At 70.8% G+C, this 21,835-nt stretch carries 19 protein-coding genes; 6 read left to right on the forward strand and 13 right to left on the reverse strand.

The annotated features are described in order from the left end of the window. Nucleotides 1-12 precede the first annotated feature (12 nt). Both WMF27_RS24135 and WMF27_RS24140 read right to left on the reverse strand, forming a co-directional pair. Nucleotides 13-399 (reverse strand): VOC family protein, encoded by a 387-nt coding sequence (locus tag WMF27_RS24135; protein ID WP_437766529.1) that lies wholly within the window; start codon nucleotides 397-399, stop codon nucleotides 13-15. Nucleotides 400-767: 368 nt separating this feature from the next. Continuing rightward, nucleotides 768-1,163 (reverse strand): hypothetical protein, encoded by a 396-nt coding sequence (locus WMF27_RS24140; RefSeq protein ID WP_437766528.1) that lies wholly within the window; start codon nucleotides 1,161-1,163, stop codon nucleotides 768-770. A 26-nt stretch (nucleotides 1,164-1,189) separates the two neighbouring features. Between WMF27_RS24140 and WMF27_RS24145 the strand changes: the two genes are divergently transcribed. Next, nucleotides 1,190-1,615 carry a DUF6968 family protein gene (locus WMF27_RS24145; protein WP_437766527.1) on the forward strand — a complete coding sequence of 142 codons (426 nt, stop codon included), beginning with the start codon at nucleotides 1,190-1,192 and terminating at the stop codon, nucleotides 1,613-1,615. Nucleotides 1,616-2,559: 944 nt separating this feature from the next. On the opposite strand, the gene WMF27_RS24150 is transcribed toward WMF27_RS24145, so the two are convergent. Then, nucleotides 2,560-3,396 carry a hypothetical protein gene (locus WMF27_RS24150; RefSeq protein WP_437766526.1) on the reverse strand — a complete coding sequence of 279 codons (837 nt, stop codon included), beginning with the start codon at nucleotides 3,394-3,396 and terminating at the stop codon, nucleotides 2,560-2,562. 260 nt (nucleotides 3,397-3,656) lie between these two features. Further along, nucleotides 3,657-4,031, reverse strand: a complete 375-nt coding sequence (locus tag WMF27_RS24155; protein ID WP_437943005.1) for a JAB domain-containing protein — start codon at nucleotides 4,029-4,031, stop codon at nucleotides 3,657-3,659. A gap of 44 nt (nucleotides 4,032-4,075) precedes the next feature. On the opposite strand from WMF27_RS24155, the gene WMF27_RS24160 reads away from it, so the two are divergent. Further along, entirely contained in the window at nucleotides 4,076-4,381 is a 306-nt protein-coding gene (locus tag WMF27_RS24160) for a hypothetical protein (RefSeq protein ID WP_437766524.1), read from the forward strand. 97 nt (nucleotides 4,382-4,478) lie between these two features. Further along, nucleotides 4,479-4,655, forward strand: a complete 177-nt coding sequence (locus tag WMF27_RS24165) for a hypothetical protein (protein ID WP_437766523.1) — start codon at nucleotides 4,479-4,481, stop codon at nucleotides 4,653-4,655. A 119-nt stretch (nucleotides 4,656-4,774) separates the two neighbouring features. Here WMF27_RS24165 and WMF27_RS24170 read toward each other — a convergent pair whose 3' ends face one another. The 6 genes from WMF27_RS24170 to WMF27_RS24195 are packed head-to-tail and all read right to left on the reverse strand — an operon-like array spanning nucleotide 4,775 to nucleotide 10,650. After that, the gene (locus tag WMF27_RS24170) at nucleotides 4,775-6,205 is read right to left on the reverse strand and encodes a hypothetical protein (RefSeq protein WP_437766522.1); all 1,431 of its coding nucleotides are present in this window, start codon (nucleotides 6,203-6,205) and stop codon (nucleotides 4,775-4,777) included. 58 nt (nucleotides 6,206-6,263) lie between these two features. After that, nucleotides 6,264-7,808 carry an ATP-binding protein gene (locus WMF27_RS24175; protein WP_437766521.1) on the reverse strand — a complete coding sequence of 515 codons (1,545 nt, stop codon included), beginning with the start codon at nucleotides 7,806-7,808 and terminating at the stop codon, nucleotides 6,264-6,266. A gap of 34 nt (nucleotides 7,809-7,842) precedes the next feature. After that, nucleotides 7,843-8,547 carry a response regulator gene (locus tag WMF27_RS24180; RefSeq protein WP_437766520.1) on the reverse strand — a complete coding sequence of 235 codons (705 nt, stop codon included), beginning with the start codon at nucleotides 8,545-8,547 and terminating at the stop codon, nucleotides 7,843-7,845. Beyond that, a complete protein-coding gene (locus WMF27_RS24185; protein ID WP_437766519.1) occupies nucleotides 8,544-9,236 on the reverse strand; it encodes a hypothetical protein in 693 nt (230 codons plus the stop codon). The genes WMF27_RS24180 and WMF27_RS24185 overlap by 4 nt, the downstream gene beginning before the upstream one ends. Continuing rightward, nucleotides 9,233-9,934, reverse strand: a complete 702-nt coding sequence (locus WMF27_RS24190) for a hypothetical protein (RefSeq protein WP_437766518.1) — start codon at nucleotides 9,932-9,934, stop codon at nucleotides 9,233-9,235. The genes WMF27_RS24185 and WMF27_RS24190 overlap by 4 nt, the downstream gene beginning before the upstream one ends. Then, nucleotides 9,931-10,650: a hypothetical protein gene (locus WMF27_RS24195; RefSeq protein WP_437766517.1), complete on the reverse strand. Its 720-nt coding sequence runs from the start codon at nucleotides 10,648-10,650 to the stop codon at nucleotides 9,931-9,933. The genes WMF27_RS24190 and WMF27_RS24195 overlap by 4 nt, the downstream gene beginning before the upstream one ends. A 363-nt stretch (nucleotides 10,651-11,013) precedes the next feature. Here WMF27_RS24195 and WMF27_RS24200 point away from each other — a divergent pair, with 363 nt between their 5' ends. The 3 genes from WMF27_RS24200 to WMF27_RS24210 all read left to right on the forward strand — a co-directional run bounded on the left by WMF27_RS24200 (nucleotide 11,014) and on the right by WMF27_RS24210 (nucleotide 16,112). Further along, complete coding sequence (locus tag WMF27_RS24200; protein WP_437766516.1) at nucleotides 11,014-12,195, forward strand: LLM class flavin-dependent oxidoreductase; 1,182 nt, start codon at nucleotides 11,014-11,016, stop codon at nucleotides 12,193-12,195. A 262-nt stretch (nucleotides 12,196-12,457) separates the two neighbouring features. Then, nucleotides 12,458-14,149, forward strand: coding sequence for a 2-isopropylmalate synthase (gene leuA / locus WMF27_RS24205; protein ID WP_437766515.1), 1,692 nt, complete (start codon nucleotides 12,458-12,460; stop codon nucleotides 14,147-14,149). A gap of 391 nt (nucleotides 14,150-14,540) precedes the next feature. After that, nucleotides 14,541-16,112 carry a glycoside hydrolase family 43 protein gene (locus tag WMF27_RS24210; RefSeq protein WP_437766514.1) on the forward strand — a complete coding sequence of 524 codons (1,572 nt, stop codon included), beginning with the start codon at nucleotides 14,541-14,543 and terminating at the stop codon, nucleotides 16,110-16,112. 140 nt (nucleotides 16,113-16,252) lie between these two features. Here WMF27_RS24210 and WMF27_RS24215 read toward each other — a convergent pair whose 3' ends face one another. The 3 genes from WMF27_RS24215 to WMF27_RS24225 all read right to left on the reverse strand — a co-directional run bounded on the left by WMF27_RS24215 (nucleotide 16,253) and on the right by WMF27_RS24225 (nucleotide 21,807). Beyond that, nucleotides 16,253-18,337 (reverse strand): TonB-dependent receptor, encoded by a 2,085-nt coding sequence (locus WMF27_RS24215; RefSeq protein WP_437766513.1) that lies wholly within the window; start codon nucleotides 18,335-18,337, stop codon nucleotides 16,253-16,255. 340 nt (nucleotides 18,338-18,677) lie between these two features. Then, nucleotides 18,678-20,159, reverse strand: a complete 1,482-nt coding sequence (locus WMF27_RS24220) for a cytochrome P450 (RefSeq protein ID WP_437766512.1) — start codon at nucleotides 20,157-20,159, stop codon at nucleotides 18,678-18,680. Between the two features lie 100 nt (nucleotides 20,160-20,259). Beyond that, nucleotides 20,260-21,807 (reverse strand): SDR family oxidoreductase, encoded by a 1,548-nt coding sequence (locus tag WMF27_RS24225; protein WP_437766511.1) that lies wholly within the window; start codon nucleotides 21,805-21,807, stop codon nucleotides 20,260-20,262. Between the last annotated feature and the right edge of the window lie 28 nt (nucleotides 21,808-21,835).

Here is a 21,835-nt window from a genome sequence, read left to right on the forward strand (position 1 = left end):
GGCGCGCCGCTGTCAACCGCCGGCGCGCGCCGCCGGGAGCGGGCGGCGCCGGCAGCTCACCTCGATGAGGATGTCGCCGGGCGCCTTGAAATAGAACATCACGCCGCGGCCGTTCTCGCTCACGGAGCCGCAGTCGACGCCCGCCGCGACGATCGCCGCGTGCTTGTCGTACACGGTGGCCACGTCGCCGACGATGAAGCCGATGTGGAAGCCGTCCGGATAAGGGCCGTCCGCCTCGCCCCGGCGCTGCAGGACGAGCGTGAAGTCGCCGGGCCCCGTGAGGATGGCGATCGCCGGCGAGCGCCGGTTGCCGTGGACCTCGAACTGGAAGTGCCGCTCGAAGAACGCGGCCGCTTCGAGGACGTCGGGGACCTGGAGATCGATGTGATTGAGCTGCATGGGAGCCTCCACGGAGGACGCACGTGCGTCCTGGTGCCGTGGGACCTCACTCCGTGGTGGAGGGGACATGGGCTCCCGTCATGGGAGTGGCCGGGGCTCGCCTGAACCGGCCTACCTCTTTCGGCGAGCGAGAAGATAGCGAAGCGATCGCGACCTGGCAATGTCCGGCGAGACATCGATGCGTGGGCGGTGCGGTCGAGGGGAGCGCCGCGCGCGCTCGGCGAGGCGAGGGGGTGGGCAAGGCAGCGCGGCGCGCGCTCGTTGTCGGGCGGGCGGCGCCGCTCGGTACGCCGGGCGCGGCGCCGTCCTCTTGCCATAGGATCGCTCGTCGACCGCTCGGTTGACGACCCACCCGGAGGGGCGTTCCGCTACCAACGTACGCGCCGGCACTCGGCATCCGTGGTGTTTTCAAGGAGCATCAGCGGCACACCTCGGCTGGCGTAAATGTCGCAAGCGGGAGCAGCCATGTGCGGCAGGCATTTGATCGCCAGTTTTGCCTTGCTCTCGCTCTCATCCTGCGTAGGTGAGTTGGATGAGGACGCGGCCGACGAGACGAGCGAGGAACCGAGCGCTGCTACGGCAAGCGAGGGAGCGGACGAGGCGAAGCCGCGAGATACGTTCGAGCTTACCCTGTGCATCGCCATCGCCGCGGACCGGGTGGCGGTCAAGGAGGCATTCTGTCGCTCGCTCACGGAAAGTGACCAACGGGCATGTTGCTGGTCGCATCGCTTCGACAGGCCCATCAAGTGGATCAATTGGTGCATCTACGAATTTTAGCTATCCTGCGTGGGTGGCTCGACAAAAATACAAGGTCATAGCCGTTCGTCGGTATAACGTCGAAGGTGAACCAGGCCGCGAGATCGTTCTGAAGATCGGCGAACCAATACAACCTGCCTCGCCCAGCGGCTCGTGGACGTGCCCTGTTTTTCTTGATGGGCTGGATCCGGACATCCAGTATGTCGAAGGGGTCGACGCCATTCAGGCAATCCAAAGTGCCATGCAGTATGCGCGACATGCGCTAGAGAAATGCGGGCTGGCGATCACATGGCTGAGTCAGGAGCCCGGAGACATCGGGCTGCCGCTTCCTCTAGATGGTCCGTTTGGCCTCTGGTTTCAGCGCAGACTGGAAAAGCTCGTGGATGATGAAACGGAGCGCGTGGGCGAGATAGTGGCTGCGGTGGTCAAGGAGCGCGCCCGGAAGAAGCGCGGGCCTTGAAGCTCGCTCGGTCTGGTGCTCCCCCGCTTCCGCGGCCCCCCTGATGGCACCGGAAGGTGGGGATGGGACGGAAAAGGCGGAGGGGCGGTCACGCCCGAGTTCAAGGCGGAGGCGGTACGGCTGGTGAAGGCGGGCGACCGGGAGCCGGAACCTCAACCTCGGAACCTCAACCTCGGTGGGCGGCCGTGGCGGCGGAACCTCAACCTCGGTGGGCGGCCGTGACGGTGCCTCAACCTGGGTCGGGCCTCGATGCCCGAGGCGATGGGCGGTGACGGTGACGGTGCCTCAACCTGGGTCGGGCCTCGATGCCCGAGGCGACGGAACCTCAACCCCGGTGGGCGGCGGCCGGTGGGGGTGCTCCACCTTGGGTCGGGGCCTCAACCTGGGTCAGACCTCAAACGCCCGAGGTGATGGGCGGTCGGCCAGCGGCCGTTCTGCGCTGCGATCCGGAGGGGTCTGGCGCCCCCGCGGGCTCTCTGCATTGCGGTCCGAAGGGGGTCCGGCACCCCGGCAGGCGCTCTTCATTGCGGTCCGGAGGGGTCCGGACCCCTCCATCTGGCACAATACGCTGCGGATCCGGGGGTCGATGGCACAGAAAAACGAGATGGACAGCGATATTTGACACAACTTGACCCTGGTGAGACGCTCTCTGGAGCGCCTCGGAGGGGTCCGGACCCCGGTGTGTCGCAATGCACTGCGGTTGAGCCAGTGTCTGACCCCCCTGATCTGGCACAGATCGAGGCCGAGACGGCACAGGGTGTGGCGCTGGTCGCTCCGGGATGGGCCGGAGGACGGGGGGATGGGCACCGGCGGGCGGCGGCGACGGCCACGCCGTCCGGAGTGTACGGAGGGATCTACGGGGCCTTGGCCCCGGGACGGGTCACGAGGAGGGGACGAGGCGGGAGAAGATCGCGGCGCCGGCGGTGCGCGTCAGGCAGCCGGGATCAGCTATCGGCGGCCACGGGCGCGGCCGTCGGCACGCCGGGCTGGAGGGGAACGCCGGGCGGGGCGGGCGCCGCGGTGTCGCCCTCGGGCTTGTCGTTCTTCCGGGGCGCGCCGCGGCCGCTCGACCCGACGCTCCAGCCCGCGAGCGGCGCGAGCAGCCTGTCGGCGAGTTCCTGCGTCTCCGGCTCGTCGGGCTCGACGGAGCCCATCACCTTGATCACGTAGGCGCGCAGCGCCTCGGTGAACGCGGCGAGCGCGTCGCGCACGCTGGGCGGCGCCGCCGCGGCCGTGGCCGCGGGCGCGGTGACGCCGAGCGCCTTGCCGTACGCGGCGTGCGCGGCCTCCAGGGCGGAGAGGAAGCGCTTGCCACCGAGCGCCTCGATGCGCCCGTCGAGGCCGCTCTTGCGGATGCGCTGGATCCGGAGCTCGCTCTCGGACCACTCCAGGACATACGTGAGCTGGAGGAACTTGAGCCCTCCGGTGAAGAGCGCCGCCTTCAGCGCGCTCGCCTCGGCGACCTCGGGCGCGCCGGGCGGCAGCTTGGTGAACGCCGTCAGGAAATCGTGGAGACCGCTCCAGCAATTGTCGAGGACGCGATCGCACTGGACCGCGTCCTCACTCGCCTCCCCTCCCTCCGAAAGCGACACCTGATCGCGCAGCGCCGACGCGAGGTCGTCGTGGCGCGCGGCCAGCGCGGCGAGCCCCCGCGCGACGCCCTTCGCGAGCTGCTTCTTGGCCGGCTTCGCCGCCGTGAGCAGCTGCTCGCCGAGCGCCATCGCCCCCACGGCCGTGAAGCGGGGGAGCTGGATCACTTCCGATGCGGTGTATTTGCTCATGAGATCACCCTCGTCCGCGGCAGGAGCGCGGGATTACGCTGGAATGCCAGACGGGCCATCGTGCTCTATCGATGAAATGAAGAGGGTTGTCCAGGGATATTTCGACGGGAGGGCGATTTGGAGAAGAAGGTGCGGTGTCGAATTCCTGCTGTCCGGGGGCGATGGCGGGGGAAGGATGGGTGAGAAGGTCGAGGGATGTTGCGGGGATAGCGGGGTTGGCACTGATCTCGCAACTGCGCCGCTTCGCCGGGAACCGTGGTTCAGCGGGGTGAACCGGCCCGGAGGACGGAGGAGAAGCGCCCGGCAGGCGTCACGATGACGTGGTCTCGAAGGGGGACGTCGTTCAGGTACGCGGCGTGCTCGACCTCCTGGGTCAGCAGCACATCCTCGGCGGATGGCGCGGGATCACCGCCCGGGCGGTTGTGGGCCATCACGAACGGAACGAGCTCCTGGCCGTGGTGACCCGCTTCGAGCTCCCTGGGAAGCACGGCTACCCGCCGGACAAGACGGAGACGGCGGTCGAGACGGTGCTGAAAGCGGGCAGAGCTGCTCGCGCTGGCGTGGGCGCGGTGAGGGACGAGCTGGCGCGGCGGCATCCGTCGACCACGGTGACGTGAACGGGTGGCCGAGTCCATCGGCGCGCCGAGAGGAGGGTAAACAATGGAACAAATCGAGCCGTTTGAATTTCACGACCTCTCCTGGCTGCGCGTACACGGGGGTGTGGGTCGATGCTGGCCTCGACGGCGGCAAGGAGCTGTCGAAGAAGCTTCGTGCAGCATTCGTAGAGGCAGGCATCATCAAGACATACAGGCTCGCCGCCTCCGCTTGGTGGCCCGCCTACCGCTATGAGCGCGCGACAGGAGAGTACTGGAACGACCTCGCGCCCTGCCGCACACAGATCGTCGCATCGGTACGAGGCTTCTGGGCGGCTTTCGAGCCGCAGATCCGGAAGGTGCTCGCAGACCCGACCAACTCAACAGGGTGACGACGCGGGCCCAGAGACGCCGGCTGGATACCCCGGGCGAGGTCGATTCGAAGCCGGGCGCCCGCAGCTTGCCGGCCCCGCATGTTAGACTCGGAGCATGCCCAAGCCTCTGGACCCTCCCGCCGAGGAGCGGGACGACGGCCCCTACGACGAGAACGGGGTGGACCGCTCCCTCATCCGCTGGATGCTCAGCCTGTCCCCTACGGAGCGGCTGGCGCAGGTACAGAGCTCGATCGATCTGATCATGAGCGTGCGTGAGCCACCCGCGCGCTGACCTGACCTCCGGATCGGGGGCATCAAGCAGCGGACTCGTGTTGAAGGCCGACGAGCATGCGCCCGAAGTCGCAGAGCGCCGAGGCGCCGCCGAGCCGCAGGATGAGCTGGAGGACGGCGTCAGCGTGGAGGTAGTGCTCCGACGGCAGGTAGGCGAACAGGGCGGGATCGCTGATGTCGATGGTGCGTCGCCACGCGTCGGCGCGTGCGCGCGCCGACCAGATCGCCCGGAGCGCGGCGTCGGGCAGGCTCGCCATCGTGTCGCAGAGCACGCCGTCCTTCGCGTCCGGCTGCGCGAGAACGGCGCGCACGGCGGCGTCGTTCTCCGGCCCGAGGGCCGTGCGCTCGGCCTCGGACAGCGACGCCGCCTCGCTGGCCCACCGGCGGAGCCGCTGCTCGGGCGCGCTCGCGCTCGGTGAGCGACGGTCCCTGATCCGCGGCCCAGTCCGCGACCCACTCGAGCGCGTCCGAAGCGGCGTCGCCGAGCGGCTCGATCCGGCGAAACGCCTCGTGAAACAGCTCAGACGCGCGCGGCTCTCCGAGGTGCGCCGCGATGCGCAGGAGGGCGTTCGCCGCAGTGACCGGGTTGGCCTCACCACGCGCGCACGCGATCGCCTCGTCCGCGAGCGCCAGGCACACCGCCACCGTGTCCGCGAGCGCCGCGGCCAGGTACCGGCTCGTTCGAGCGTGCTCCAGCGCGATCCGCGCGATCCGCGCGCGCGACTCGCCCGGATGCTTGCGCGCCACGGACAGCAGATCATCGACGTTGTCGAGCCCCTGGCACTCGGCCTCCGACGCCTCGAGCATCCCCGCGACCGCGAACGATTCTGCAGCGCGTTTGCGCGCCGAGAACCCGTAGAACGACCCGTCTTCCGCCTCCTCGGCCTCCAGCGCCGCGCGCAGCCGGGCGATCTCGCCGCGCGCCCGCTCGCGATCTCGTGCCGGCACGAGCGGCAGGAAATCGCACCCCACGAGGAACGCCACAACCGGCTCCGCCCCGGGGAGCCACGCCTCGAGCTCCGAGATGGCGCGCGCAATCGACGCCTTGGAGAGATACGGCGCGCACGAGCGCAGCGCCTCGCCGCGGCGCGCGCTCAGAGCGCGGATCGCGTCGAGCGCAGCGTCGTGCCGCCCGGTGCGCGCGAGGCGCACCGCGATCGCAGCCACCAGCGCCTCGTTGATGAACCACCCCGCTCCATCGCCGGGCTGAGGCTGCAGCGCGAGCGCGAGCACGGCGCAAAGCGAGGTGTCGGGAAACACCCCGAGATGCTGGAAGACGTATGCATGACGGCTCACGAAATCCACGCGGCGAATCCGCTCGATCGCCTCCTCCATGCTCCACAGCCCGGACTCCAGCGCTCTCGTCCGCAAGCTGAAGGGGATCCCCCTCTCGGCCCAGCAGGTCCGCTCCGCGATCTCCCTCGCCCGGAGCTGCCGAAGCATCGCCTCGACGCGCGCCGGCTCGGACTCGGCCTCTCCGAACGACCGATCTGCAAGGCGCCACTCGTGGAGCGAGCGCGCCAGCGCATCTTTCCCGGGCGAGGTCTCCATCAGCGACTCCGTCCCGCGTGGTTACTAGAGCTTGCCGTGCACCCCTTCGCCACGCTCCTCACTGCCGCACCGGCAGCTCCACCACGAAGCTCGCCCCCTCCCCCGGCGCGCTCTCCACGGTCACCGCCCCGCCGTGCGCCTCGACGACGCTCTTCACGATCGCCAGCCCCAGCCCTGTCCCGTCGCGGCCCTCGTCGGTCGTGAAGAACCTGTCGAAGATCCTCGGCAGGTGCTGCGGCAGCACCCCCGGCCCCCGGTCGCGCACCGCGATCCTCGCCGTCCTCTCCCCTCCCCGCCCCTCCCCGCCCTCGACGGTCACCACCACCGCCTCTCCCGGCGGCGAGAACTTCACCGCGTTGTCGACGAGGTTCGAGAGCGCCGTCTCCAGGTCCGTCTGCCGCGCCCGGAGCAGCCGTGTCCGCATCTCGTACCGCAGCTCCACCGGTTGCCCCGGGCTCGCGCGCCGCTCCACCACGCGCGCCACGAGCGCCTCCAGATCGAGCACCGTCATCGCCTCGCTCGAGGCCTCGATCCGGCTCAGCTCCAGCAGCCTCGACACGAGCCGGTCGAGCCGCGCCACGTCGAGCTCGATGTTCCGCAAAAAGCGCCGCCGCGCCTCGAGATCGTCCGCCGCCCCCTCGTCGAGCAGCTCGGCGGCGCCCCGGATCGACGTCAGCGGCGACTTGAACTCGTGCGCCACGTCGGCCGCAAAATCCGAGATGTACCGCAGGCGCGCCCCCAGCCGCTCGTTCATCGCGGCGAACGACGCGCCGAGCTCGCGGATCTCGCCGCTCCCGGACACGGGCACCACGACGTCGCGCTCGCCGGCCGCGATGCGCTTCGCCGCGCGCGACAGCTTGCCGAGCGGCCTCGAGATCGACCACGCGAGCGCCAGCGTGACGAGGCCCGTGAACAGGCTCGCGACCACGAGCACCCGGATGAGCCCCGAGCGGATCCGGTGCAGCTCGACCAGCACCGGCTGCGTCGAGCGCACCACGTAGACCGCGCCGACCACCTCGCCGCCCCGCCGGATCGGCTCGGCCAGGAACAGGAAGACCGCCGGCTGCCGCTCCCGCACGCGCGTCCATGCGCCGCGGCGCCCGGCGAGCGCCTCGCGCACCTCCGGGCGGTCCCCGACCTCGGGCCAGCTCTCGCGCGCGTTCTCGCCGAAGTGGCGCACCCCGCTGGCGAAATCCGCGAGGCCCGACGAGCCCGATCCACGGCCGCTCGTCGAGAGAAGACGTGGAACCGCCGGCTCGGGCCCCTCGGGCGGGCCGCTCTCGTGCGAGTCCACGACGACCACGCCCGCCCTGTCGAGGATCCGGACGCGCGTGCGCGTGTGCCTCGCGGCCTGGGTCAAGACGTGGCGGTGATCGAGCGCGCCAAGCTCGAGCCCCCGGTCGAGATCCGACGCGAGCATCGCCGCGACAAGGACCGCCTGGTTCGCCATGTCGCGCTCCAGCGAGCCGAGCAGCTGCCGCTCGTAGAGGCGCGCGAACTCGAGCCCCGCCACCGGCACGAGCAGCACCACCAGGTTCACGACCAGCAGCCGGACGCGGATCCGGCCGAGCTCCCGGCGCAGGCGCTCGATCATCGTGCGCATCGTGCGCATCGTGCGGCCAGGCATCGCGGCCCGGCTACGCCCCCTGCAGCTTGTAGCCGACGCCGTGGACGGTCGCGATCGGGTCGCCGCCGACCACGCGAAACTTCGCGCGGATCCGGCGAACATGCGTGTCGATGGTGCGCTCCGTGATCAGGTTGTCGTAGCGGTAGGCGCGCTGCATGAGCTGCCCGCGCGAGAGCACCACCCCGGGCCGCTCGAGCAGCGCGCCGAGCACGCCGAGCTCCGTCGCCGTGAGCGACACCGGCTGGCCGAGGTACCGCGCCTCGTGACGCTCGGTGTCGACCTCGACCGGGCCGTGGCGGAGGACCGCGGCGCGCGCGCCGGTGGGCGCCGGCGCGGGCGCGGGCGGGGGCGCCTCGGTCCGCCGGAGCAGCGCGCGCACCCGCGCCACGAGCTCCCGCGGCGAGAACGGCTTCGTGAGGTAGTCGTCGCCGCCGAGCTCCAGGCCGACGATCCGGTCGACCTCGTCGGCGCGTGCCGACAGGAACAGGATCGGCGTCCTGCTCCCGGCGCGCAGCCGCCGGCACACCTCGAGGCCGTCGAGCTCGGGGAGCATCACGTCCAGCACCACGAGGTCCACCCTGCCCGCCCCCGCCGCCTCGACGGCGGCGCGCCCGTCGGCCACCGCCGTCACGGCGTACCCCTCCTTTTGCAGGGCGTAGAGCAGCACCTCGCGGATGCGCGCCTCATCATCGACGACCAGGATGTGCTTGCTCACGTCGCGATCGGTCCCTCTGCTCCGGCGCCGTGCGCGTCGATCGCCGCGCCGAGGCCCTCCACGCGCGCCCAGACCTCGGACACGATACCACCGACGCCCTCGACCGAGGATCCGGCGAAGCGCGCCAGCACGAGCTGCGTGCGCAGCGCCTGGACGAGATCCGCGAGCTCCTCGAGGGCGCGGGCGTCGCGGTCGCGCATCGCCCGCAGGCGCCGGATGTTCTCGAGGTGGAGGTGCGCCGTCGCCAGCGACCGCGCGCCCGCGCCGCCGCCGCCCCGCTCGATCTCCGCGACGCGCGCCGCGGCGGCGCCCTCGTCGAAGCCGCTCTGGCGCAGCAGCGCGTCGAGCTCGGCGTGGCGGGCGGCGGCGCGCGCCACCTCGGCCTCGATCCGCGAGGCCGCGTCGCGCGACAGGAGCGCCTCGAACGAGGTGCCAGCGCAGGCGCTGACCCCCTCGCGCAGCGCGCCCTGGACGCGCGCGGCGGCGTCGCCCGCGGCGCCGCCCGCGCGCCCGCCGCCCTCCCCGCGGCCCGCCGTGAGCGCGACGGGCGCCCAGATGGGCCAGAGCGGCACGCAGAGCGCCGCGGACAGGGCGGCGCGGCGGCGCCCCTCGGGCGAGGCGCGGTACACCGCGACGGCGCACGCGAGCCCGGCGATCAGGTACAGCACCGCGAGATCGCGGAGGCTCATCGCGCCTCCTCCGCCACGCCGTCGCGCGAGCGCAGATCCCGGTCGTAGATCCCGAGCGAGGAGCGGAAGCTCTTCACGAACGCGTCGGAGAAGCTCCCCTCGCGGGCGCGCAGGAACGGGACGTCCCTCTCGCTCGGCCGCCCGAGGTAGGGCCGGAGGATCCACGCGGCCTGTCCGCCGACGGCGAAGAAGACGGCCATGAAGGCGGCCGCGGTGAGCCAGCGACCCCGGCCCGCCCCGATGCCCCGCACGAGCACACCGAGCGCCGCGAGGCCCGCGACGGCGTAGGCGAGCCAGGCGGCGACCGACGACGCGTGGTAGCCGAGCCCCACGTCGATGGCCAGCCAGAGCACGGGCGCGAACGCGAGCAGCACCAGCGACGAGCGGCCCGCCGACGCGAGGGCGAGCGCGATGACGGACCGCATGGGCCACGGGCGCCCGAGCACGGCCGAGAACGCGTGGAGCGCCGGGACCGAGAGCGCGAGCGTGATCAGCATCGCCAGCGGCACCTTGACGGCCGCATAGACGATCTGCTCGCCGCCGCGGAAGCTCCCGATCACGCCGCCGAACACGGCCGAGCCGAGGGCGATGGCGCCGAGCGACGCGAGCGCGATGGCGCGGATGTCCCTGTCGTCACGGCAGCTCGCGGCCACCTCGGAGGGCGCCCGGAGGAGACGGCTCACGACGGAGGCGCTCACAGGGCACCCCCCTTCAGGATCGGGAGCATCCCCCACCAGACGCGCAGCGCGAGCACCGCGGCGAACACCGCGAACACGACGAGCGCCGCGGTCGTCCCGGATACGCCGGCGAGATCGCCTTTGCGCTGGAGCACCGCGCCGAGGTCGCGCAGCAGGATGCCGATGCCGACGGCGCCGCCCACCGCGAGGCCGAGCAGCCCCATGAGGGCCGCTGTCGCGTCCGCCCCGCTCGTCACGACGAAGAGCGCCGAGGCGGGCGCGAGGCCGCCCAGCACGAGGCCCGTCGCGGCGGCGGCGCGCGCCGTCGCAGAGAGCGCGCGCGGCGGGTCGAGCGGCGCGTCGAAGAGCGTCAGCACGATCGTGAGCGCCGGCACGCCGACGCACGCAACGGCGATCATGGCCGCGGGGACGCCGGCCGCGTGGCGGACGAACGACACGCCGCCCTGCCGCGCGCCGAGCGAGAGGCCATACAGCGCCGCGAGGCCGACGCCGACGCCGACGCGGGACAGCGCCTCGCGGAGCGAGGCCGAGGGCCGCTCCGCGAGGAGGGCGGCCGTCCAGCTGCGGTGTCCGCCGCCTGCGGTGGGCTCTACGGCAGGGCCGGGCGCGGGGGCCGCGGGAGCGTCGTCTGGACGCGCCGCGGGCTCGTTTGCGCCGGCGTCGGTGCCGGCTTCGGGCGATGATGTCAGGGGGAGACAGGTAGCTTGCGCCTGCACGAGGACCTCCATCGGGGTGAGCGCTGCGCGGCCTGGTCACGACCGCCGCAGACCTCCCTGGGCGTACCCCCCGGGTGAGGCGCACCCGCGCGCCCGACGAGGAACAAACGCGGAGAGGTTGTGGCGAAGACGTGGCAGTCGCCCGCGCTCTCGGGAGCGCCCCGGGCCCGGGACCGCCGGCCCCCCGGACAGCCCTCGCTCCACGGGAGGTCTCCCGCGACGGTCCACACGCACATCACAGCCTCCGAGCGCCCGACGCCGGCGATCCATCGACATGTACTTCGATGTGCGGCAAACCACACATTGCCGTTTTGTACACGACGGATCGATGCTTGGCGCGCGGCACTCGCGAGGGAGGAAGTAATGAAGATCGACCTGTTCACAGAGATGCAGAGTCCCCGTCCGTGGTCGGAGGACCACGAGCACAGGATCATCATGAACACCCTCGAGCAGGCGAAGCTCGCCGATCGGCTCGGGTACGGCTGCTGGTGGCAGGTCGAGCACCATACGGCCGAGGAGTTCAGCTACTCGTCGGCGCCGGAGGTGATGCTCGCGGCGATCTCGCAGCACACGACGTCGATGCGGCTCGGGCACTCCTCGGTGCTGTCGCCGTTCCGGTTCAACCACCCCATCCGCGTCGCCGAGCGCGCGGCCATGCTCGATCACCTGAGCGGCGGGCGCCTGGAGCTCGGCCTGGCCCGCTCGACCATCCCGGAGTGGCGCGCGTTCAACATCCCACCGGACCGGACGCGCGATCAGATGCAGCAGGCGTTCGAGATGATCCCGAAGATGTGGACGCAGGAGCGGTTCTCCTGGAAGAGCGAGGACGCCGAGATCAACAACGTTCCCATCATCCCGAAGCCGTACCAGAAGCCCCACCCGCCCCTCTGGCAGGCCTGCTCGAGCCTGGCCTCGTTCGAGCAGGCCGGGCGCAACGGGGTCGGCGCGCTCGGCGTCACGCTGTGGGCGCCGCCCGACCAGGTGAAGGAGTGGATCGGCATCTACCGCGAGGCCATCCGCCGGTGCGAGCGGCCCGTCGGCGCGTTCATCAACAACCAGGTCGGGTTCTTCACGTTCGCTCACTGCGCCGAGACGGACCAGCAGGCCATGGAGAACGGCGCCGCCTCCGCGGCCGCGTGGTACACGAACGGATCCTTCACGTTCTTCGAGGCGAAGGAGCACTTCCTCCGGACCCACGCCGAGGAGCAGGCGCTGGCCAAGGACCCGGCGGGCGGCGGCCTCGTGGGCCAGCTCCTGCGCGACCGCGCGGGGAAGACGCCGGCCGAGACCAAGGCCAACGCCGTCCTCGCCCGCATCATGCAGAACGAAGACGTCCCGAACGAGGAGGTGTTCGACGCCCTGAAGGAGCAGAACTCGCTCATCGTCGGCAGCCCGGAGACGTGCCGGCACAAGATCAAATTCTACGAGGACCTCGGCATCGATCGCCTGCTGAGCTTCCAGCAGGTCGGGCGCCTGTCGCACGAGCAGGTCATGGGCAGCATTCGCCGGATCGGCAAGCTCATCCCCGAGTTCGACAAGCCCTAGAGCGGCGGTCACCCGCTCTCCCCTCGTATCGCAGCGCTGGACAGGCGCGCGGATGTTCGCTAGGCTGCACCTCGATGTCCGTCCCTCGCGCGCGCTCCCTACGCCCCTGCCTAGGCCTACGGCCCGGGGGCCTCTGCGCGCGCTGCTGACGACGTCACTCCTCGCAGTACCGCCCCCTCGGTTCTCTTGGTCCCGATGGGGGTCCCCCGCATCGTCGTCGTGTCGTGACGACTCCCATCGCTAGCTTTCAGGGAGTCCTTTCATGTCCACGATGCCTGTCCACAAGTACAAGCCCTTTCAGCCCATCCATCTGCCCGATCGCCGCTGGCCCGGCCGCGTGATCGAGAGGGCGCCGCGCTGGTGCAGCGTGGACCTGCGCGACGGCAACCAGGCCCTGATCGAGCCCATGGGCCTCGAGCGGAAGCTCCGCATGTGGCACGAGCTCCTGCGCATGGGGTTCAAGGAGATCGAGGTGGGCTTCCCCAGCGCGTCGCAGCCCGACTTCGACTTCGTGCGCTGGATCATCGACCAGGGGCTCATCCCGGACGACGTGACGATCCAGGTGCTCACCCAGGCGCGCGCCGGGCTGATCGAGCGCACCTTCGAGGCCATCCGCGGGGCGCGCCGCGCCATCGTCCACCTCTACAACTCCACCTCGACGCTCCAGCGGCGCGTGGTGTTCGGCCTGGACCGCGCGGGCATCGCCGAGATCGCCGTGCGCGGGGCCCGGCTCGTGAAGGAGCTCGCGGCGCGGCTGCCCGGGACCGAGGTCGCGCTGGAGTACTCGCCCGAGAGCTTCACCGGCACCGAGCTCGATTTCGCGAAGGAGATCTGCGAGGCCGTGATGGACGTCTGGGAGCCCACCCCCTCACGGAAGATCATCCTGAACCTGCCCGCCACCGTGGAGATGTCGACGCCCAACGTGTACGCGGATCAGATCGAGTGGATGCACAGGAACCTGAAGCAGCGCGACAGCATCGTGCTGAGCGTGCACCCGCACAACGACCGCGGCACCGCCGTGGCCGCGGCGGAGCTCGCCGTGATGGCGGGCGCCGATCGCGTCGAGGGCACGCTGTTCGGAAACGGCGAGCGCACGGGCAACGTCGACGTCGTGACGCTGGCGCTCAACCTGATGTCCCAGGGCGTGGATCCCGAGCTCGAGATCCATGACGTCCAGTCGATCAAGGAGACGGTCGAGCACTGCAACCGCCTGCCGGTCCACCCGCGCCACCCGTACGTCGGCGAGCTCGTGTACACGGCCTTCTCCGGGTCGCACCAGGACGCGATCAAGAAGGGGTTCAAGGCGCTGCGCGAGGGCGGGAGCCCGCTCTGGGAGGTGCCGTACCTGCCCATCGATCCGCAGGACGTCGGGCGCAGCTACGAGGCGGTGATCCGCGTGAACAGCCAGTCGGGCAAGGGCGGCGTGGCCTACGTGCTCGAGCACGACCACGGCTACGCGCTGCCGAGGGAGCTCGCCATCGAGGTGAGCCAGGCCGTGCAGCGCACGGCGGAGCGGACCGAGGGCGAGGTGCAGAAGGCCGAGATCCTGGCGATCTTCGAGCGGGAGTACGTGAACCGCGCAGGGCCGCTCCGCGTCACCCGGCACAGGCGCGTCGGCCAGGGCGCGGACGAACGACACGAGTTCCAGGTGCAGATCCGGGGCGCCGCCCACGTGCTGAGCGCCGCCGGCGGCAGCCCCGTCGAGGCGCTCGCGAGCGCGCTCTCGCGCCACGCGGGGATCGCGATCGCGGTGGACGAGCACGCGGCGCACGCGCTCCCGAGGAGCGCCGGCGACGAGACGGCGGCGTATGTGGCCCTCTCGGTCGGGCGCAAGCGCTGCTTCGGGGCGGGGACGCACGGGGACGCCGACATGGCGTCGCTCGCCGCCGTGGCGTCCGCGTGGAACCGCGCGCGGCCGGCGGATGCGGCGCAGCTCGCGGCGGCAGCGGAGTGAGCGGGCGCGCGGTCGCTCAGCCCCGCCGGAGGCCCGCCGGAGGCCCGCCGGAGGCGCCCGCGCGGCGAGACGAAGCGCCTGGACGCGCGCGCGCGCGGTGCTACCCTCGCGCGCCGACGGCGGAGCTCCTCCGGCGGGTCCGGCAGCGCGGCCACAGACGGCAGACGCGGGAACCAGCAGGGGCGACGTTGCAGAGGCCACGCTCCCTTATGATGCCTTCTCCCCCCACGCCGCATCCCGAGCTGCCTGTGGACACGCACCTCCGGTGCCTCATCCAGCGCGCGAGCGGTGGGACCTGGGCAGGGTGCGCCTGCGGTGCCGGGCGTGTCCGTCGAGCGCTGGAAGCAGGACTGGCTGCGCTGGAACACAACGAGACAATCAAGGTGAGTGAATGAGCAAGGTGGAAAATCCGGCACTGAGAGGGTTCAACCCCGATCCGTCGATCGTTCGCGTGGGGGACGATTATTACATCGCGACCTCGACGTTCGAGTGGTTCCCGGGCGTCCAGATCTCCCACTCGAAAGACCTCGCCAACTGGCGGGTGGTCGCGCGGCCGCTGGAGCGGTACTCGCAGCTGGACATGCGCGGCAACCCCAACTCCGGCGGGATCTGGGCGCCGTGCCTGACCTACGCGGACGGCTTGTTTCACCTCATCTACACGAATTCGCGACGCTGGGTGGGGTCGTTCAAGGACGTCCACAACTACCTGGTCACCGCGCCTTCCATCACCGGTCCGTGGTCGGAGCCCATCTACCTGAACAGCTCGGGGTTCGATCCTTCGCTGTTCCACGACGACGACGGCCGCAAGTGGCTTGTGAACATGGTGTGGGACCACCGGCCGGGCAACAACCCGTTCGGTGGGATCTTGCTCCAGGAGTACAGCCCGAAGGAGAAGAAGCTCGTCGGTCCGGTGGAGAACATCTTCCGGGGCACGGCGCTCGGGCTCGTGGAGGGGCCGCACCTCTACAAGCGAGATGGCTACTACTACCTGCTCACCGCGGAGGGCGGCACGTTCATCACGCACGCCGCGACGGTGGCCCGCTCTCGCTCGATTCACGGCCCTTACGAGGTCATGCCCAACAATCCGCTCATCTCCACCGCGTCCCACCCCGAGCTGCGGCTCCAGAGCGCCGGTCACGGGAGCTTCGTGGAGAACAAGGACGGCTCGTGGGTGTTCGCGCACCTGTGCCGTCGCCCGCTGAAGAATGGCCGGTCGACGCTGGGACGCGAGACGGCGCTCCAGGGGATCACCTGGGTCGAGGGGTGGCCGCGGCTGACTTCGGGCGGGCAGGTTCCGCTGGACGTTTACGAGGGGCCGAACCTGGCTCGCCACGAATGGCCGAAGACACCCGAGCGCGACGACTTCGATACGCCCGCGCTGGGCATCGAGTGGCAGTCGCCGCGCGTGCGGCCGGCAGACGTGAGCAGCCTCGCCGCCCGACCCGGGTACCTGCGCCTGATCGGGCGCGAGAGCATCACCTCGAACTTCGAGCAGAGCCTCGTCGCGCGGCGCCAGCAGGCCAAACACGTGCAAGCGACGACGTGCATGCAGTTCGCCCCTCAGCACTTTCAGCAGATGGCGGGCATCGTTGCGTTCTACAGCACGGAGTCGTTCTACTATCTCTACGTCTCGCGGGCGGACCACGCCGAGAAGGCCCTGTCGGTCATGAAGTGCGAGCGGGGGAACCTGACGTTCCCGGTCGAGAAGGAGTACGTGCTGGACGGGGTGGAGGACATCTTCCTGCGGCTCGAGATCAAGGACGAGCGGATATCGTTCTTCTACTCCCGGGATGGCGTCACCTACCACACGGTGGGGTGGGAGCACGACGCGTCGATCCTGTCGGACGAGCACGCGATACCCTGCGCGTTCACGGGCAATTTCGTCGGGATGGCGTGCCAGGACCTGGCCGGCACACGCCTCCACGCGGACTTCGACTGGTTCGACTACCGCGAGATCGGGTGACGTCCGGACAGGGGACAGCCTAAGGGATCCCCTTAAATTCTTCGGAAAATTCACAGGGAGGCGAGGAGACGGGGAGGGAAATTTTCAAATACTCCCTGATTCCCCACCTCCCTGTTCAATTTCTCCGCTGAAAAGGGCTGCTAATAGGGCGGCTCCGGCGTGCGCTCCTTGCCACGGAGGTGGATCTGGAGCGTCAGCATCCACGCAGCCGGCGCCGCGACGAGCACGTGCGGCGACGGCAGCGGGGGCGCGCTTTCCTTCACGAAGCTCGAGGCGTAGACGTACTGCGCGTCGTAATACTGCAGGCCCAGGAGGTTCGTGCCGTTCAGGGCGAGCTCCACGCCGCGCCAGCCGACCGCCGCGACGGCATCGAGGCTGACAGCGTCCTTGCCGTCCCGCCCGCCCGGGAGGGAGCGACCTGCCATGCCCTCGACGCCGGCGCCCACGCGGACCGTCACCTCCTTGCCGGAGAGCTTGCCGACGACCCCCGAGGCGAACACGTCGTCGCGCAGGACGAACGCCGGCGCATAGGGCACCGGGTCGCCTTCCGCGAAGCGCGCGTCGGAGCCGGTGAAGCGAGCATGGGTGTACGTCCCGCTCAGGTGCGCGCCGAACGGGCCGGAGCGCGCGCTCATCACGACCTGCGCGCCGGCGCGCACCGACGGCGGGGCCTCGACGTGCTGCCGGGACGCCGCGTCGAACACGCGGTCGTTGCCGAGCCACGAGCCGAACCCCACGGCCGAGCCCTGGAAGGTCTTGCCCTCCTTGAGCCGGACGCCCGCCTCGACGCTGCGCACCTTGGTGAACGGCACGCGCTCGCCCTCGTCGAGGTCGCGCGCCTGCGGGGAACGGAACCCCTCGCCGTAGCTCGCCACGAGGTGCACGCCGCCGCGGACCGCGATGTCGGCCATGGCCTTGCTCGACACGACGAAGCCCTGCGCGGTGCGCTCGAGCCCGGCGTTGCTCGTGCGATCCCGCACGCCGTACGAGAGCGAGTCGAGGCGCGCGCCGCCGCGGACGACCACGCGCTTGATCGGGTAGAGCGAGAGATCGGCATACGCGGCCACGTTCGTGGCGTCGATCGTCGCGTCGACGAGCGCGGCGTTCCTCGTGCCGTCCTCGAACAGGCGCGTGTCGGTCTGGTCGACCGTGTCCACGCGCGCGTAGGCGCCCATCTCGATGGAATCGCGCTTCGAGGTGATCTCGACGCCGTGGCGGTAAAGCACCGTGAGGCCGAAGGTCGAGGCGTCGTTCACCATCTCGCTGTCGTCGCTCCGGACGATCGGCTCGCCCGCGAGCTGGTCGAGCGCGTACCCGGTGAGGTTCTGGTGAAACGTCGTCTTGGTCTTGCCCGCGAAGCCGCCGATGCCCATCGTGCCCTCGCCGAGGCTCCAGAGGACATCGGAGCCGACGAGCGCCTGCGATGTCCTGTCGCGGCCGAGCGGCCGCTGCGCCGCGTAGGGGTCGGCGCCCCGCTCCACGGGGCCCTGCGGCAGGTAGCCGGGAAAGTCGAAGCGCGCCGAGCCGATGGCCACCGTCGCGCGGAACTGGACCCGGTTTTCGCCCCCGCCGAGCTGCCCGACGAAGGAGCTGCGCTCGCCGCCGCGCACGCCGCCCGGGCCATCCATGGCGTCGGTGTCGAAGGCCGCGAACGTGTCCATCATCTCGTCGTGCTCGGGCGCAAACGCGATGAGGACACGCCTCGTCCCGAACGAGCCGACTCCCCCCTTCAACCAGAAGCCCGGCGCCTCCAGGCCGAGATCCATGCGGAGCGAGCCGGCGACGCCGAAATCGCCTTGCCTCGGATCGTGAGGGCCGCTGGCGATCCGGACAGAACGGACCACCTCCGGCATGATGAGCCGCATGTCGGCATATCCAGGAGCACGGATGTGCGAGACCTGGTTCATCGGGATGTTGCCGGCGAAGATCTCGACGTCTTGACCCGAGGTGCCGTCGAAGCCGCGCAGCGAGAGGTGCGGCGCGCGACCGGGCAGGCCGCGATCGCTCATGAAGACGCCCGGGAGGACCCGCAGCACGTCGGCGCCCGAGCCGTGCGGCGCCGCGGCGAGGACCTGCGCGTCCGCCTCGACGTCGGAGGCGCTCCGGGCCGGCGGCTTCGCCCGCACCCTCACCTCGAGGGGCTCGTCCTTGGGGGCACAGGCGTCGATCTCGGCCTGGGTCGCCGCCTCGCGGACGCACCGCTCGTAGCTGTCGGCGCGGGCCACCGACGGCCACAGCGAGGCACAGAGGAGCGGGACGGCGACGGCCAGCGTTCCTGTCGGCCCGAGCCGCCGTGATGGCCATCCCCTCGAGCCCCGTCCCCCGCGGTGCCTCATGAGGCGATGATACAGACAACGAGGCCGGAGCTTGGGTGGGAAACGTGGGAAGCGCGCGTCAGGATCTAGCGCTCAGGGGTTCATCCCGAGCCGTCCGCCTGCCTGCCTGTTGCTTCGCCGCGGCTCGTCGGGGTCTGACATGGGCCGAAAAAAAATGATGGCGGGGGCTCCGGCCGGGAGGAGAGGCCGGGCCGTCGCGCCGCCGGCCAGGTGCGCCGAGCCCAGGCCCTCAGGCCCGGGCGCTGTACGGGCAGCCGTGAGCGCTCATGGCGGCCGCCACGGGCTCCGTCACCACGGGCTCCGCCGCCGTGGGCTCCTCCCGCCCCGCCGGCGCCGCGCGTACGGCGCTCGACGGCTCCCGCCGCTTCAGGATCATGCGCATCCCGTTCACCGGCTGCAGCGAGATGAAGCCGCGGCAACGCGGGTCGAAGCCGGGGACCAGCCGGAGCCGGTAACGCTGCAGCGCCATCGCGACCATGATCTTGCCCTCGAGCTGCCCCATGAACTCGCCCAGGCAGATCCGCTGGCCGGCGCCGAAGGGGATGAAGGCGAGCTTGTCGTCCGCGCTCCGCCGGTGGTTCGCGAAGCGCTCGGGCTTGAACTCCAGCGGATCGCTCCAGAACTCCGGGTGCCGGTGCGTGACCCACGGAACGATGGCCACCGTCGACCCCGTGGCGACCTGGTAACCGCCGATGACGTCGTCCTCCAGCGGGCTGCGGAGGATGAACGGCACGGAAGGCAGGAGCCGGAGGCACTCGTTGAAGACCATGGTGAGGTAGGGCATCGACTCGATGTCCCTGGCCGTCGGAGAGCGGCCGCCGAGGACGCGATCGATCTCGTCGGTGAGGCGGGCGCACACCTCGGGGTGCTGCGCGACCTGGTAGAGCGCCCACGAGGCGGTGACGCTCGAGGTCTCGTGCCCGACCATCAGGATGGTCTTGATCTCGTCCCGCAGCTGCGCGCGGTCCATCTTGGCGCCGGTCTCGGGGTCGACCGAGTTCATGAGGCGGACGAGCACGTTGTCCTCGCCGCCCGCGCCGCGCTGGTAGCCGTCGATGATGCCGTCGATCACCGTGTGCACGCGGTCCATGGCCCGGCGGAAGCGCAGGTGGCTGGGCAGCGGCCAGGACAGGGGCGGGTTGACCAGCGAATACATCCGCTTGAGCGCGATCGAGAGCGCATACTTGAACGCCTCGCGGACGGTGTCCGTGTGGGCCTCCAGCGCGGCGCCGAAGAACGCCTCGCCCGCGATACCGAACGTCACATCCATCATGTCGTCGTTGATGTCCCGCTCGAACTCGCCCGGCTGGGCGTCCCAGCGCCGCAGCACAGCCTCCATGTGCTCGACGATGATCGGGACGAACTTGAGCGTGTTGGCGTGGTTGAACTGGGGCTGCACGTGCCTGCGCTGGCGCCGCCAGAGCTCGCCCTCGCTGTTCACGAGGCCCCAGCCCAGCACGGGGGCGAGCTCGTGGTAGCGCTTCCCCTTGGGGTAGTTCCGGGCGTTCGTGCGAAGGACGTGCGCGATGTCGTTCGGGTGAAACGCCATGACGAAGTCCTCGGCCCCGGGCGCCCGCAGGCGCACGACGTCGCCGTAGCGCGCGAAGAGGTCCTCGTAATGACGCATGTTACCGGTCCTGAAATTCGCCAGGTACCGCAGGCTGGCGAGCGGGCCGGGGCCCGGGGGCTGCCGATCGAGCGTGGCACTCATGATTCCTCCTTCTTCGCGAGCTCCAGGGAAGCTGGCGTGAGCTGTTCCGCGCGGACCCGCGCCGAGCGCACCCCGGCGCCGGTCATCGTCATCGCCGCCGTCAGATGCACAGCGAGCCCCCGCCGTCGACGGTGAGCGTCGCGCCGTTGATCCTCCGCGCCCCGTCCGAGAGCAGCAGCAGGACGGCCTCGGCGACGTCATCCTCGGTGCAGAGCCGGCCGCCCGGCGTGCGCGACTCCCAGTACGGGAGGATCCGCTCGTGATCCGGGTAGTTGCTCGTCACGTGGCCATAGATCGGCCCGGCGGAGACGCAGTTGACCTGCACGTTGCGCGGGGCGAGCTCGACGGCGAGCGCGCGCGTGAGCGACTCCACCGCGGCCTTCACGGCGCCCATGGCGCCGAAGTGCTCGAGGTACCTCGACGAGCCGTTCGACGAGAGCGCGACGATGCGCCCGCCGCCGTTGCGCTCCATCAGGCGCGCCGCGCGCATGGCGCAGAGGTGATAACCGATGACGTTCGTGCGAAAGGCCAGCTCCCAGTGCTCCGGGGTCGTCTGCTCGAGGGGGCCGAAGCGGCCGTTCGACGCGTTGCTGACGAAGTGGTGCAGCTCGCCGACCTCGCGCGCGATCGCGTCGAAGAGCCTGTCGATGTGCGCGGGGTTGGCGACCGAGCCCCAGACGTGCACCGCGTCGCCGCCGGCGCCGCGGATCTCGTCGGCGACCGCCTCGCCGTCGTCCCGCGAATGGAAGCTGTTGACGACGACCCGGGCGCCGGCGCGCCCGAGCTTCGCGGCGATGGCGCGGCCCAGCCCGCGGCTCGATCCGGTCACGAGGACCGTCTTTCCCGCGAGCGCCACCCCGGGGGCAGGGAGCGCCCGCTGCGCCGCGGGGGCCGCGGGCGCGCGCGCCGCGGGGACCTGCGCGGGCGGCGCGGAGTCGACGAGGCGCGCGAGATCGCCGACCGTGCGGGCCTCGTCGAGCGCCGCCTCGAGCACGGCCGGCTGGGCGCCGCGCTGCCAGAGGAGCGCGCGGAGCTCGTCGCGCCGGCGGCGGTCGACCCCGAGGTCCTCCTCGAGCCGCGCGTCGGGGACGAGCAGATCGACCGGGTGGCGGGTCGCGTCCGCGAGCGCCTGGACCACGACATGGAGCGCGTCGCCGGCGTGGCCATTGGCGTGCCGTCCGGCCTCCACGTGGCCATTGGCGTGGTTTCCGGTCTCCACGTGGCCATTGGCGTGGTTTCCGGTCTCCACATGACCCTTGGCGTACCTTCCCGCCTCCATATGACCATTGGAATGCCCTCTGGCCTCGACATGACCATTGGTGTGCGCTCCGGCCTCGACATGGCCGTTGGCGTAGTTGCCGGTCTCCACATGGCCCTTGGCGAGCTCTCCGGCCTCCGCGCTGGCCGCGATCGTTCGCGACAGGAACTCGCTGACGCGGGCCACCGTGCGCAGCTCGTCGGGCGCCGCCTTGAGGGCGTTCGGGAGACCGAAATCGGCGCGCAGCGACGCGAGGATCTCGCCGCGCTTCACGGAGTCGATGCCGAGGTCCTGCTCCAGATCGGCGTCGGCGACGACGACCTCGTCGGGGTAGCGCGTCATGCGCACGAAGACGGAGCGGACGTGGTCGAGGAGATCATGAGATTGCATCGTCGAAACCTCTTGGTTGGTGAGTGCC

Origin of the sequence: Sorangium sp. So ce281 (assembly GCF_051527395.1) — a bacterium.
GTDB classification, from domain to species: domain Bacteria; phylum Myxococcota_A; class Polyangia; order Polyangiales; family Polyangiaceae; genus Sorangium; species Sorangium cellulosum_B.

Coding starts and splice junctions, on each gene's coding strand:
- WMF27_RS24135 (WP_437766529.1), bottom strand. CDS start 399: ATGCAGCTCAATCACATCGATCTCCAGGTCCCCGACGTCCTCGAAGCG.
- WMF27_RS24140 (WP_437766528.1), bottom strand. CDS start 1,163: ATGCACCAATTGATCCACTTGATGGGCCTGTCGAAGCGATGCGACCAG.
- WMF27_RS24150 (WP_437766526.1), bottom strand. CDS start 3,396: ATGAGCAAATACACCGCATCGGAAGTGATCCAGCTCCCCCGCTTCACG.
- WMF27_RS24155 (WP_437943005.1), bottom strand. CDS start 4,031: ATGGACTCGGCCACCCGTTCACGTCACCGTGGTCGACGGATGCCGCCG.
- WMF27_RS24165 (WP_437766523.1), top strand. CDS start 4,479: ATGCCCAAGCCTCTGGACCCTCCCGCCGAGGAGCGGGACGACGGCCCC.
- WMF27_RS24170 (WP_437766522.1), bottom strand. CDS start 6,205: ATGGAGACCTCGCCCGGGAAAGATGCGCTGGCGCGCTCGCTCCACGAG.
- WMF27_RS24175 (WP_437766521.1), bottom strand. CDS start 7,808: ATGCGCACGATGATCGAGCGCCTGCGCCGGGAGCTCGGCCGGATCCGC.
- WMF27_RS24185 (WP_437766519.1), bottom strand. CDS start 9,236: ATGAGCCTCCGCGATCTCGCGGTGCTGTACCTGATCGCCGGGCTCGCG.
- WMF27_RS24200 (WP_437766516.1), top strand. CDS start 11,014: ATGAAGATCGACCTGTTCACAGAGATGCAGAGTCCCCGTCCGTGGTCG.
- leuA (WP_437766515.1), top strand. CDS start 12,458: ATGTCCACGATGCCTGTCCACAAGTACAAGCCCTTTCAGCCCATCCAT.
- WMF27_RS24210 (WP_437766514.1), top strand. CDS start 14,541: ATGAGCAAGGTGGAAAATCCGGCACTGAGAGGGTTCAACCCCGATCCG.
- WMF27_RS24220 (WP_437766512.1), bottom strand. CDS start 20,159: ATGAGTGCCACGCTCGATCGGCAGCCCCCGGGCCCCGGCCCGCTCGCC.
- WMF27_RS24225 (WP_437766511.1), bottom strand. CDS start 21,807: ATGCAATCTCATGATCTCCTCGACCACGTCCGCTCCGTCTTCGTGCGC.